This is a genomic window from Dapis brunnea BLCC-M229 (assembly GCF_050015995.1).
GTDB lineage: Bacteria > Cyanobacteriota > Cyanobacteriia > Cyanobacteriales > Microcoleaceae > Trichodesmium.
Map to the genome: position 1 here is coordinate 14,361 of NZ_JBNHEP010000136.1, position 14,138 is coordinate 28,498.

A 14,138-nucleotide genomic window follows, 5' to 3' on the forward strand; every position below is an offset into this window, starting at 1 on the left:
AAAACCGCTATAAACGGACATGATATAACAGTTGATAAATTAATAATTTAGGGGTTGTACATTAAAGGATAATAAACACCTGAACAAAATTATTTATAAATTCGATCCTTACTGAATGGCAATTTCACCAAAATCTTTGTGTAATTAATTCTGTTTACCTGCTTAGATTTTCAACTGTACATAGTATCGAGGAAAGAATTATCCAAAAATATCTACTTTCATATGTCATCATTGCCTGATTGTGCAACGCCGAAAAATTTCCTCTTAGCTAATAATTCTTCAAGTTCTTATCAGGTCATTTCAGTTAGCCTCCTGCCGGAGAAACTTCCTTAACAGTTAGCCTCCTAGGTCGGAACTTCGTCAAGTAATTTAATCCTAAAAAAAACTATTTTTTATGATTAGTTGTATTTTTATAATCTGAAAAACCTTATAAAAGAAGATTTTTTATAATTATCAATTCTATTATTGGTTTAATACCCCACAGTCTAAACGATGTCTAAAATTTGTTAGGATTATAAGACGCGGAGCGACTTGCCGAAGGCTATCCCCATCCAATTGTTTCTTCTCCCTTCTTTTTTCTTCAATTATTTTCATTTTGTCATAACTACTTGCTTGAGATCCACAAAATTTATTCTTTGAGCCTAAATAATATAGAATAGGTGGGAAATAAGCATCTTTAACAGGGTAAAAAAAATCTAAATAGCAACTAAAAAATATTAACTTTGAGTATCTATTTCTAAAGGCAATGATATCATGTCTGTTTATATCGTTTGTGTAAAAGTTAGCGTAAATATCAACAGGAAATTTAAGTTTTTTCTTGCTCTTAAACCTTCCTCCCTCTCGTCCCTCTTCTCTGTTCCCTGTTAAGTGTTCCCTGTTCCCTACCTTTGCTATACAATACCGATGCTACCGGACATGATATGAATTAATAGTTAATGGCTAGTTGACGTCTGAATCCTTACCATGATTTTTATCAAGTTGCAGTACTAGAGAAACATTATTTACTGCCCAATAATATTTTCCATGTTTTTCAGAATAGATTACTCCTAGATTTTCTCTATTCAGTTAGGAATTAATTTATTACTGCAATTGCGATATTTGCCTTAAGGAATAATAAGCTATTTGATTAATTATTTTATTTTCCCGTTGAAAATCCTGTTGTTTTTGAGCAAGTTGTAATTGAGTAAAAGTTAAATTAATTTAAGGTGTTAAATATTCACTCAAAGTGAATATATTAATAATTGATACCAGACAAAATTTTTTTTGATTCTAAATATTAGGAGAGGCAAGACATAAGCATCTTTAAAGAAGTCAAAAAATCTAATTAACAACTAAAAATCATGAACTTTTACTACCCATGCTAAATTTGCCATTAAGTTCCTTACTTTTCTTTTCAAATCTGCGTAACATATAAGTAGCAGCACAGTCTGCTTGGGGATGATTTTCCAATATTTCTGTTAATTGAAAAACATACTCAGCTATTTCTTCTCCTAATTTATCAATAACAGTTTCACGATTAATCATTTCTTGTTGATACTGACGTACTTTTGCTTGCCATTGACTGGAAAAAATCTCGTGAATTTTAGTGTGAAGACCAAGCTCTTCTAAAATTTTCCATTCTTCGCCACTATCAAACCAGATACCTCCACAACTCATACAACGTTCTATATAGAAAGGATTTTTAATATTTATTCTAGTTCGTGACAAATAAGTACCGCACTCTGGACATAATCCTGCTTTACCATCAAAAGGGGAGGGTACAAAATCTTCAAATTGATTGTAGTAGGGCAAGGTTTCTTCAGGAGCATACCATGAAGGTAAACTGGCTAACCAGGCTTCATACTCTTTTGCTGAAATCCAAAAACCTTTAGATATAGGACAATATTTTACCGGAATAATATCATTTAAAACGGCATCTTCTAACTCTACATCGCATTTGGGGCTTTTCATCCTGTTTCTTCCTGATTCTGTTTTGATGTGGCTTGACCAAGTATACTCAAACAATAACCTTTGAGAGTTTCTAGGCGATCGCTCATATTGGCCAACCGTGTTTGTGTTGTTTGAGGGTTTCGAGATGCTTGTAAAAAGCTAACATCTACATTCAAGAGCCTAAATTGCTTATGAATCTCCGTCAAATAAGACTGTACCTGGGATGCTATAGGTTGGTCTAGTCCTGAGTTATCTAAATTAATAATCTGAGTCTCGAATAATTGTTGGACTTCTTGATTTGTGGCCAATATTTTTGCTAGCTCTCTTTCCAGCACATTTTCTTGCAACTGATTCAGAAGTTGACTGAGTTTTTGATATTGCTGATTATGTTCCTTTGGCAACATTAATGTAAATAAATCGAAATTTGTATATATTATTAACATACGAAGTAATGAAGTAATATTGTTTCATTGAAGTCAAAAGTCAAAAGTCAAAAGTTAAAAGTCGAAAAATCAGATAGTATTGGCTGAAAAATTTCACTGAGAATAATTTCAGGCGATAATTTTACATAATTAGTGTGGTGTGAAATTATTTGTGACATTATTATAAGTGAATTGGTATAACAATCTAGAATTTTAGGTTCAGAAGTTATTAGCTTAAGTGCAACCACGGACGCTTAATTAATCTGTCTATAACTTAATATCACCCTAGAGAGACTAAGAAATGAGAATTTTATTACTTACATAATTTAGAGATATTGAGCTTTAATTTATTTAGGATTTTCCTTCTAAGTTATGTATTTTGTTTAATCCTCAATCCTAATTTTATCGTTGCTACACTTTGATTTTTCGGGAAACTTACGTTTTCGATGGCACAGTATTAGCTGTGATGTTGTAGATTTTTCAAGAGCACTATGCATGAGAAATCAGGAATTAAACCCCACCGTCACACCCCGTGTATAAAATTAATTGGGATTTAATTCCCAATAAGATTGAAGCTTATTCTAAAGATTGTTGTTATTTTTTTGATAGTTATAATTTCACTATATGGAAAAATAATTAAGTCTTCAATTTTTAAGTTATATTTGAGATTTCGGGGTCAACTAACCCTGATTGAATAACATAAATTGATTATAATAATAAGATATAAATATATAGTTTGATAATTATAGTTTTCCAGAATCTTGAGAGAAAAATAAAAGTATAAAAAATCACAGATAATCTGTAGGAAAACTGGAATTATAAACTTAAAAGCTTTTATATATTACTTTATAATAGAATATAAATTTACAATTACTGCTAGAAAAATACAGAAATATAACTTATTAGTAATGGATTTTAATTATTGTAGTAATAGTAGAGTAAAAATTTCATCTACTATTACTACAATAAACTACTATATAACTATTTCAGATTTTACCAATTTTTGGTAAAAAGCTAATACTCCTTAACTCTAAACTAATTCCTATGAATACTAAAACCCTGACACCTAAACCTCAAATTTCATGCATAATTCCTGATTGGTTGCAAGAATGTCTAGATAACAGAAATAAGAGTGATAATTTGACTAGCTGTTCAGTAGATACAGCATTAATTTGTCAAGCATTTGAATTTGCATACAAGTTACATGAAGGGCAGTATCGGAAATCAGGAGAACCTTATATTTGTCATCCTGTAGCTGTGGCAGGATTATTAAAATATCTTGGCGGTGATAGTGCGATGATTTCTGCAGGTTTTCTACATGATATTGTTGAAGATACTGACGTAAGTATTGAAGAAATAGAACAAAAATTTGGTGCGGAAGTGGCTTTATTAGTAGAAGGTGTAACTAAGCTTTCTAAGTTTAATTTTTCCAGCAAAACAGAGCTACAAGCTGAAAATTTTCGCCGAATGTTTTTGGCAATGGCAAAGGATATTAGAGTCATTGTTGTGAAGTTGGCAGACAGATTACATAACATGAGAACTCTCCAACATTTACCTCCTCATAAACAATTGAGTAAAGCGTTAGAAACACGGGAAATATTTGCACCACTAGCAAACCGTTTGGGAATTGGTCGAATTAAATGGGAATTAGAAGATTTATCTTTTAAATATATTGAACCAAATGCTTATCGAGAAATACAGGAATTGGTAGCAGATAAAAGAGCAGACAGGGAAGCTAGATTGTTAGAAATGACAGAAAATTTACGACGAAAATTAGACCAAGTAGGAATAGAATGTTACGACATTAGTGGTCGCCCTAAACATCTTTATGGCATCTATCGAAAGATGTACTTCAAACAAAAAGAATTTCACCAAGTATATGACATTTCTGGACTGAGAATAATTGTAGAAAAAAATGAGGATTGTTATCGAACTTTAGCCATTGTTCACGACTCTTATCGCCCTATTCCTGGAAGATTTAAAGATTATATTGGTCTGCCAAAACCTAATCGTTATCAATCATTACATACAGGAGTAATAGGTACTACAGGTCGCCCAGTAGAGGTGCAAATTAGAACTGTGGAAATGCACCATATTGCTGAGTATGGAATAGCTGCTCATTGGAAATATAAAGAAACGGGTTATAGTAATACGAAAATTACTACTGAAGATGAAAAGTTTACTTGGCTTCGACAATTATTAGAATGGCAAAGTGACCTCAAAGATGATCGGGAATATCTGGAGACTATTAAGGGCGATTTATTTTATGAAGATGTTTATGTTTTTACACCAAAAGGTGATGTTATTTCTCTCAAACATGACTCGACACCAATAGATTTTGCTTATCGCATTCATACAGAAGTAGGAAATCATTGTACAGGAGCTAAGGTGAATGAACGAATAGTACCTTTAGATACTCTTTTAAAAAATGGTGATATTGTCGAAATTTTGACTCAGAAAAATGGTCATCCTAGTTTAGATTGGCTAAATTTTGCTGTTAGTGGTGGAGCAAAAAATAGAATTCGTCAGTGGTTTAAACGCTTTCATAGAGAAGAAAATTTAGCTAGAGGTCGAGAATTATTAGAAAAAGAATTGGGCAAAAAAGGTTTTGAATCTTTACTCAAATCTGACCAAATGCGAATTGTTTCTGAAAGATTGAATTATCATCATGTTGATGATTTATTAGCAGGTTTGGGTCATGGTGAAATAACTTTAAATTTAGTAGTTAATCGATTACGAGATGCATCTAGAGAAGTAACACAAGTTGAGCATAATTCAGATATTTGTTCTGAAAAATATTTACACAAACCTACTCAAACTTCATCTCCTAATAATTCTCATCCAATCGCTGGAGTTGAAGGTTTAATGTATCATTTAGCAGGTTGTTGTAATCCTATTCCAGGTGAATCTATTATTGGAGCTGTAACTCGTATGAATGGTATTTCAATTCATCGTCAAGGTTGTTCTAATCTAGAAAGTGTACCTGGAGAAAGGCTAGTTCCTGTTAGTTGGAATAGTGGTAATGAAAATCAGGGACGACCTAAAACTTATCCAGTTAATATCTCTATTGAAGTTCTAGATAGAGTGGGTGTACTGAAGGATATTTTATCTCGTTTGATGGATAATAATGTTAATGTTCAAAATGCTCAGGTTAAAACAACTCCTGGTCATCCCGCAATTATTAATCTATGTATTGAAGTGAGCGATCGCCAACAATTTGAACGGAGTTGTACTCAGATTAAAAATATGAGTGATATTTTGAATCTGCGTCGTATTAGTCAGGTGGAATAATGAATAATGAATAATGAATAATTGATAATTGATAATTCAGGTAAGCATTCAGCTATTAGCGGTCAGTTCTCAGCTAAAAAATTAATGAAGCAGGCATTCCCTTAACTTCTACTACATTTTTAACCCATAAATTAAAGCACAAGAAAAATAAGCTTGAGTTATCAACTAAAGGTAATGAAGCTGATAGCTGATAGCTGACGGCTGAATGCTTACGAATTCAGAACTAATCCCTGACTTAGTTTGAGTATTTATATTTATTGATAAATATCCGCACCCTATTTGTGTAACCCTATAAATTTAAAAGAGATATTTCAACGATGTTTAATTTCATATTATATCTCTTTTAATACTCACAACCCGATTTGTGTAGCGCTATAAATTTAAAAGGGATATTTCAACGATGTTTAATTTCATATTATATCTCTTTGAATACTCACAACCCTATTTGTGTAACCCTATAAATTTAAAAGAGATATTTCAACGATATTTAATGTCATATTATATCTCTTTTAATACTCAGAAAAAAAAATTTAGGGAAGAGGTAATAAAGAGCAGGGAGTAGGGAACAAGGGGAAATTTGTTAGCTCCCCATTCCGCTCCGAAAAAAGATTCTCGCTTCAACAGCTATATAATTTTTATTTTATTATAGCTAATTAATAAGAGTTAATATAAATATTAAGTCCTTAGCTATCAGCTTTCAACAATTAGTTGTTTAACTTATTGTTTTTATAGAAAGTGTCAAAACAACCATCAAAATAGCAAACATGATTAAAAGCTTACATGTCGTCAATATAGCCTTTCTCAAGTTACTGAGGTAAAGTTTTTTCTTCTCTTATATTTCCTGTTTCCCAAATTACTACGACCTACTAAACCGACACATCTAAAATAGTTTATTACATCATCGGGGGCGGATTTATCTGATTTAGAGCTTAAGACTCATTAATTTAATGCAGAACCCGCCCCTACTATTGCAATATTTTTAGATATGTCATTCTACTACTATCTATTTCCTTTGAGATTTAGGATAAAAACTATGCTTTTAGAACAATCATCTATCGCCAATATTTTAAATAAACAACGTCAATTTTTTGCTACAGGAAAAACTAAAAATATTGACTTTAGAATAGAACAACTGAAAAAGTTAAAACAGGCAATTTTAGATTATCAAGAAAAAATAGTTGCTGCTGTTAAAGCAGATTTGAATAGACCAAAGTTTGAAGCATATTTTGAACTGAGTTTTTTCACGGAGATAAATGATGGAATTAAAAAGTTAAAATCTTGGGTAAAACCTAGAAGAGTTTCTACTCCTATTGAGCAGTTTCCTGCCGGAGCTAAAATTTATCCAGAACCTTTAGGGGTAGTTTTAATTATTGGTGCTTGGAATTATCCTTTTCAATTGGTAATATCTCCTTTGTTAGGTGCTATTGCAGCGGGAAATTGTGCGATTATTAAACCTTCGGAAATAGCTGTTCATACATCTGAGGTTGTTGCAGATTTAATTGCTAATACTTTTGAGTCTAATTATATTGCTGCTGTGACGGGTGGAATCGAAGTAAGTCAACAGTTATTAGCAGAAAAGTTTGACCATATTTTATTTACTGGAGGAACAAGGGTGGGGAAAATAGTGATGGAAGCTGCTGCTAAAAATCTCACTCCTGTAACTTTAGAATTAGGTGGTAAAAGTCCTTGTATTGTTGATGATGATATTCAGTTGGAATATACGGCAAAACGTATTACTTGGGGAAAGTTTATTAATGCTGGTCAAACTTGTGTTGCTCCTGATTATTTGTTGGTAAATAAGTCGGTTAAATCCGAGCTATTAGAGAAAATTCAACAGTCGATTGAGGAATTTTATGGTGAAAATCCTTTGGAAAGTCAGGATTATGGTCGGATTATTAATGAGAAGCAATTTAATAGATTGAGCGATTTACTGAAAGATGGAAAAATTTTTATTGGTGGTGAAACAAAGTCGGAAGAACGTTATATTTCACCTACAGTTATTGAGGGAGTTAATTGGGATTCTGGAATTATGCAGGAGGAAATTTTCGGACCTATTTTGCCTGTTTTAGAATATGAAAATTTAGATGAGGCGATCTCTCTGGTTAATTCTCGTCCTAAACCTTTATCTCTTTACTTTTTTTCTCGAAATAAACAGAAACAAGAACAGGTTTTAAGAGCAACCTCTTCTGGGAATGTTTGTATTAATGATACGGCGATGCAATTTGGAGTACCATCTTTACCGTTTGGAGGAGTGGGAAATAGTGGTATGGGTAGTTATCATGGGAAGGCTAGTTTTGATACTTTTTCTCACTATAAAAGTGTTTTGAACAAGGGATTATGGTTTGATTTAAGAGTCCGATATGCTCCTTATAAAAATAAGGTTGGTTTGATTAAAAAAATAATTTTTCGGTAATATTCGGTAATATTTGCAGGTTGGGTTGGGTGCGATTTGTTGGGTCAAAGAAGTATTGACTATAACATGACTCTTTAACCAAAAGGTTAAAAACTCATAGCCTATGGAGGTTAAATTCCTTCCCTCTCAGCGCTCGGATTGACTTCGTAGCTCAGATTTAATGGATTAACAACTATTACTCCCAGTGGGTGGTGGTGCATAGTAATGGTAAAGGAAGCACCAGGAATGTGGGGAGATGGGGAAATGGGGAGATGGGAGATGGGAGATGGGGTGGGAGATGGGGAGTGTGGGAGAAATTAAAAAATATATATCCTCACCATTACTATGCAGAACTACCAAATACTTTTAAGTAAAATTATTGATAAAAATTAGCGTTTTCTGAGCCATAATTAATTTAAAAATAAATCAACTTAGGTGGGAAGAGTAGGTGAGCAAAGCTCACTTACTCTCTCACTAATAATAATGGTAGTCCTGTATATGTAGTGATACCAAGCATGAAAAAAGAATGTTACGAATAGTAAGGGGAATAAAAATATTTTTCAGAAGATTTCCCTTTGACAAAGCGGTGCGACCCCGCGCCGTCTCACGGCGCAAGCGGTCGTTTGCGGAGCATTCCGAAGGATGGGATGGCGCGCCATATCCAATCGACCAAGAGAGGGAACACGCACCAAGACAAAAAGATAATTTCCGAGCTAAAACATGGTATTAAAGGCATTCCCATACGACTCCTGTACGGGCGATTCGCGCCCTCGCCCCTACGACTCCTGACTCAAACAAAAATCCTCTAGTCATTTGTAGCAAACATTTATCAAAATGGTATGATAAGTCAATATAAATGATTAGTTCTTGGCATTAATCTTGAAAATATTACGTTTTTTCTGCTTAAGAATTTAAAAATTATTGTCTAGGCGATCGCTTAATATAATCAGCTATAAAATTATGCGGAATTAACCCCAAGTATTCTGACCCAAAAGTATGCTATTATCTATTGACAGTAATCAGAAAAAAAATCTCTAATCAAATGTCAAGTCATCAACTAATATGCCCTAGTTTTAGTAGTAATCATATTGTCAAAAATGGCACTATTCACTAGGGGAAAACAAAAATATCAGTATCAAAATTGTCTCTGACAATTTGTGGAAAATAGTCAAATAGATTATATTAGTAATGAAACCAAAGAATTAATTGATAAATTATTGCTCTGCTCAAATTAGTTTAGCTGGCATAATTCCTGTAACAGGTGTGTCCGAAAAATGGCTCCAGAGTTACGTCAATAATAAGTATGCTAAGGTTTCTCAGTCTATTAAATGTACCAAAAAAAAACGGGTAAACTCACAATCCAATGTGATGAAATGTGGTCGTTTGTAGGTCATAAAAATAACAAACAATGGCTCTGGTTGGCTATTGATATAAAAACTAAAGAAATCCTAGGTTTCTACTTAGGGGAAAGAGGAGAAAAAGGGGCATTGGGATTGTGGAATTCATGTGCCTGGTGTCTAGAGAAAATGTGCAGTTTGTTATACAGATTTCTGGTCAGCTTATGATTTAGTTTTTCCTGATTCAAGACACTCTCTGAGTTGGAAAAGAAATAGGTTTATAGCACTACGCAAATAGGGCGCGGACATTTCTAAATCCTGAAACCTTTTGATAGTCAACTGTTCCCAGTTAAGTGTTCCCTATTCCCGATTCAAGTAGCGCTATAACAGCTTATATAGAAAGATTAAATAATACTTTATGTGGCTAGAATTTCTCGGTTGGTCAGAAATACTTTATCATGCACTAAAAAGCTAGAAAATCATTTAGGAGCTACGCGCGTATTTCATTCATCATTAGACTTGTCGCTAAATAGATGGAAAAAATCGCTCAAATTAATACCGTTTCACGGAATTCTGAATTCAGAATTCTGAATTCAGAAGTTAGATTGGATAAGCTAAAAAATTTTACAAGACAACAGTTTGAGGTAATTAGGGCTGGCTGATTAAATATCAAAGCACTGATAGATATTAGTAAGTGCCTTTTTTGGTCTAAAAAAGTGCGCCTGTTTCGGTCCAAAAAGCTCATGCATGCTAGTATTTTGGGATGATTATGGCAGAAAAATCTTGGGACAATTTTTACGACTACCTCCTCTATAATTTCCATTTCTCCTGTCTCCTGTCTCCTGTCTCCTGTCTCCTACCCCTACCACTCATACTTTCCATAAGCAAACCCTAATTATTTGACATTTAAAGTTTGAAACTATTTGTGACATCTTTAAAGTGAATTGGTATAAGACACAGCAGTAATTCTAGACTTTTTAAATTGGGAATAGCTAAAATTCTTACTTGACTTGGGTTTGCCAGTTTTTTTTAGTTATAAAGCGAGAAGTCTATTATAATGAAGCGATAGCCTGACCAGAATTTTATCACTACATATACAGGAGTACCGTAAATAGATACAGCCTTAGGGTATTTTCTGCACAGTTGCTACTCAAACCCCATTACTTTCAATAGACATCTCCAGAAAATAAACTTGCCTTTTATTTAGCACCAGTTAGACTTGTAAAAGTTCGTCAAAGAATCATTTTTCGTACCTTTTTCCTGAAAATATCTTACCTGTTCCCTATTCCCTGTTCCCTATTCCCTACTCTTACAAAAAGTCTATATATTTTTCACCAGATGTCTAATCAGGTAATATACAATTATTGAGATTGGCGTTACTCAGATTAATCCCACTTAGATCGGCATCACTGAGATTGACACCACTGAGGTTGGCATAGCTAAGATTAGCGCGACTGAGATTAGCACCACTTAAAGTAGTATCTTTGAGATTGGCATAGCTGAGATCGGCATAACTCAGGTTAACACCACTAAGATCGATATCATCTAAGTTAACGCCCCATAAATCAGACCCCATCAAGTTAGCACCATTGAGAATGGCATCACTAAGAATGGTATGTCGCAGGTGAGCGCGACTAAGGTCAGTTCCACTCAGGTTAGCACCCTTGAGATTAGCACTACTAAGATTAACACCACCCAAGTTAGCATTACTCAGATTAGCGTTTTCTAAATTGGCATCCCACAAATCTGCTACTCGCAGACTCGCACCACTCAAGTTAGCATTGCTAAGGTTAGCACGACTGAGGTCAACAGTATTTAGTTGAGTATTACTGAGGTCATTTCCTTGTAAGTTTTTAACTGCTATTTTTTCATTAACAATTTGCCAAACTGTATACCATTTTCGATCAATTCTAGTTGTTTCACGAAGTTTGACACCTTTGAGTTCAGCCCAACTAAGATCGGCATTTTCCAAATGGGTACCACTTAGATCGGCATCAGTTAGATCGGCATTACGAAGATTAGCACCACTTAGATCGGCATTACGAAGATTAGTACCACTTAGATCGGCGTTACGAAGATTAGCACCACTTAGATTGGCTGCACTCAGGTCAGCTTCATTGATGTTAGCACCATCAAGTTGAGCATTGGATAATTTAGCAGCGCTAATATGAGCATTTATGAGGTTAGTCTTACTAAGATTAGCGTCACTGAAGTCAGCAGCACTGAGGTCAGCAGCAGTAAGGTTAGCATTTCTTAAATCTGCGCCATTAAGGTCAGCAGCAGTAAGGTTAGCATTGGTCATTTCCGCATCGTTGAGTTTAGCTGCAATTAGATTAGCCACACTCAAATTAGCTCCATCCAAATAAGCTCCTGTTAGATTAATTCCTTTGAGGTTGGCATTACAAAGATTGGCATTTCTGAGATTTGACCGACTATAGTAGTTGTTCCTAATGTTTTCTAATCCTTTTTTAGGACAGAGAGTATGGCAATACTCTGTACCTAAATCAGCCGCCTCTAGGTTAGCACTCCGCAGATTAATATTTTTTAAGTCGATACCGCGAAGATCGGCATCACTGAGATTTACTCCTTTAAGATCCTTATTTATACGTTGTTGATTAACAATTTTCCAGACTAAATGCCATTTATAATCTAGTTTGGTTAAATCATTAATTTTGGTGTTTCGGAGGTTAGCACAGTTAAGATTTGCACCTCTAAAATCAGCATTTCTGAGGTCAGCATTTTCGAGATTAGCATGGCAGAGATTAGCATTACTGAAATTAATACCAGTCAAGTTAGCATTACTTAGGTCACTATTTTTCAAGTTAACATTATGGAGGTTAGCAGCACTAAAATTACTTCCACTGAGGTTGGCATTACTCAGATTAACATCTCTAAGTTTAGCGCCACTGAGGTTAGCATTACTCAGATTAACTCCCCCAAGATCGATATAGATTAAATTAATATTTCTGAGGTCTTTACCAATAGCTTTCTGATTAACTATTTCCCAAATTAATAACCATTTACTATCAAGTTTTGTTGTCTCATTTAGTTTACTACCCCTCAGATTTATACCCCTAAGTTTACTACCTCTTAAGTCGGCACGACTAAGATTTGTATTAGTTAAATTGGCATTAGTTAGATTAGCAAGACTCAGATCGGCACCACTCAAGTTAGCACCACTCAAATTAGCATTACTTAAATTAATACCCCTAAGTTTGGCAAGACTAAGATTAGCATTCTCAAGATTAGTATTTTTGAGGTTAGCATCCTTGAGATTTGTACCTCGTAAATTAGCTTCTATGAGATTTCCATCTTTGAGATTAATACTACTCAGATCGGCATCTTTGAAATAGGCAAAACTAAAATTTATACCCTGTAGATCTAGACCATTAAGTTTGGCATCCCTCATGTTAGCTCGGATAAATCTCCGTTTTCCAGCAGCATATAGCTCTAATATTCTGCATACATCCCAAGTATATTGGGATAATGCTAGTTTGGCTTTAGGTTGTTGTTGTTCCAGGAGTATGGAATATGCGGCCCATTGCACTTCTGGTGACCGATCGTGTAAGGCCATAAGTAACAAATCTAATCCAGGATCTCCATGTTTAATAGTTTCAGACACTGCTGCTACTCTCAATTCTACTTCACCATGGAGTAAACATTCTTTTACTGCTTCAAGACTATAGAGCATAGGTATGGTAGATGTCGCTAAAGTCATATCTAACATAGGAATTTCATTCAGGGAGTTATTCATTTTCTTGGACTTCATCTGCATATCCAATAACTTTACCTGAAAATTAATATTTTTACATATTCGGTGCTTTCTAACTTTCTCTACTCTGGAAACCCCCTAAGCAAGATTGAGAAATTGACCTTAAACTAAATAGTATAGTCGATTTTTTAATTTATGTAGATTCAAATTGAACATTATAGTTTTAAGACTATTAATATTCGATAATAAAATATGTTTTTATTAAATTGAGATGATTCCATAATGCTTAAATTAACTAGTTGAGTATTGAATGATAATCTAAATAATTTATTAGGAACAATATCAATAGACCTCTCCGGAAAAGAGGGAGTAGGGAGTAGGGAGTAGGGAGTAGGGAGTAGGGAGTAGGAAGTAGGGGGAAATAATTGATGATTTATACGTATGGGATTGATTTGATTTTTGATTATCACCAGATGTCTAATAGATAAGAGATTGTTTCTAAAGGGAATAGGGAATAGGGAAAAAGACACAACTATACTTTCTATTTGTCAGTATAACTGATAAATTATGAATACCGATACACTGCCCTGTCATGCTTATTTCAATCTCTGGACTTATTTCCACTTTTATATTTTGTCGATCCATAATCTCTATAATACTTATTTTACAAACAGCCTCTAAAGTATAATGTTTAATAACTATCAAGACATATTTTTTGCAGTAGTTGGTGATGTCCACGGTTATATGTACAGAATGATTAGTTTACTACATAGGGTTTGCTGAATAATTATTTTTGTAATAGTAGTAGTCAGGAGTCAGAATAAATGGGAATTATAGAGAAGTTAGGAGGAATAATTTAAGAAGTGATTTTTCTACCCTTGTCTGCCTTTAATCCTAAGTTTTTGGTAGCTCAAGCTTGCAAAATTGCACTTTTTTTCGATCTAAATCAGAGATACTTAAGAAGAGCAGCTCCAATTCATTTCAGACAGTTATCTATATAATTTCCCATAATTTTCCCTTTTTTTTCAATATTTACTCCTTCTTCCTTCTTCCTT

Annotated in this window: 6 protein-coding genes and 1 pseudogene; 4 read left to right on the forward strand and 3 right to left on the reverse strand. The window is 33.9% G+C overall.

What is annotated here, in order from left to right; translation table 11 throughout:
- Positions 1-1,338 precede the first annotated feature (1,338 nt).
- Together ACP6PM_RS16060 and patD are read right to left on the reverse strand one after the other, a co-directional pair.
- Positions 1,339-1,950, reverse strand: coding sequence for a zf-TFIIB domain-containing protein (locus ACP6PM_RS16060; RefSeq protein ID WP_426586300.1), 612 nt, complete (start codon positions 1,948-1,950; stop codon positions 1,339-1,341).
- Complete coding sequence (gene patD / locus ACP6PM_RS16065) at positions 1,947-2,372, reverse strand: heterocyst frequency control protein PatD (protein WP_426586302.1); 426 nt, start codon at positions 2,370-2,372, stop codon at positions 1,947-1,949. The genes ACP6PM_RS16060 and patD overlap by 4 nt, the downstream gene beginning before the upstream one ends.
- A gap of 1,023 nt (positions 2,373-3,395) precedes the next feature.
- Here patD and ACP6PM_RS16070 point away from each other — a divergent pair.
- The 4 genes and pseudogenes from ACP6PM_RS16070 to ACP6PM_RS16085 all read left to right on the forward strand — a co-directional run.
- A complete protein-coding gene (locus ACP6PM_RS16070; protein WP_426586304.1) occupies positions 3,396-5,642 on the forward strand; it encodes a RelA/SpoT family protein in 2,247 nt (748 codons plus the stop codon).
- A gap of 1,033 nt (positions 5,643-6,675) precedes the next feature.
- Entirely contained in the window at positions 6,676-8,055 is a 1,380-nt protein-coding gene (locus ACP6PM_RS16075; protein WP_426586306.1) for an aldehyde dehydrogenase, read from the forward strand.
- A gap of 505 nt (positions 8,056-8,560) precedes the next feature.
- Positions 8,561-8,764, forward strand: coding sequence for a hypothetical protein (locus ACP6PM_RS16080; protein ID WP_426586308.1), 204 nt, complete (start codon positions 8,561-8,563; stop codon positions 8,762-8,764).
- 312 nt (positions 8,765-9,076) lie between these two features.
- Positions 9,077-9,652 (forward strand): annotated as a pseudogene (locus ACP6PM_RS16085) (IS1 family transposase); the annotation flags it as partial.
- A gap of 1,061 nt (positions 9,653-10,713) precedes the next feature.
- On the opposite strand, the gene ACP6PM_RS16090 reads toward ACP6PM_RS16085, so the two are convergent.
- Positions 10,714-13,125 (reverse strand): pentapeptide repeat-containing protein, encoded by a 2,412-nt coding sequence (locus tag ACP6PM_RS16090; RefSeq protein ID WP_426586310.1) that lies wholly within the window; start codon positions 13,123-13,125, stop codon positions 10,714-10,716.
- Between the last annotated feature and the right edge of the window lie 1,013 nt (positions 13,126-14,138).

Bases quoted from the DNA above. Each gene is read 5' to 3' on its own strand.
- ACP6PM_RS16060 (WP_426586300.1), bottom strand. From the start codon at position 1,950: ATGAAAAGCCCCAAATGCGATGTAGAGTTAGAAGATGCCGTTTTAAAT.
- patD (WP_426586302.1), bottom strand. From the start codon at position 2,372: ATGTTAATAATATATACAAATTTCGATTTATTTACATTAATGTTGCCA.
- ACP6PM_RS16070 (WP_426586304.1), top strand. From the start codon at position 3,396: ATGAATACTAAAACCCTGACACCTAAACCTCAAATTTCATGCATAATT.
- ACP6PM_RS16075 (WP_426586306.1), top strand. From the start codon at position 6,676: ATGCTTTTAGAACAATCATCTATCGCCAATATTTTAAATAAACAACGT.
- ACP6PM_RS16080 (WP_426586308.1), top strand. From the start codon at position 8,561: ATGTTACGAATAGTAAGGGGAATAAAAATATTTTTCAGAAGATTTCCC.
- ACP6PM_RS16090 (WP_426586310.1), bottom strand. From the start codon at position 13,125: ATGAATAACTCCCTGAATGAAATTCCTATGTTAGATATGACTTTAGCG.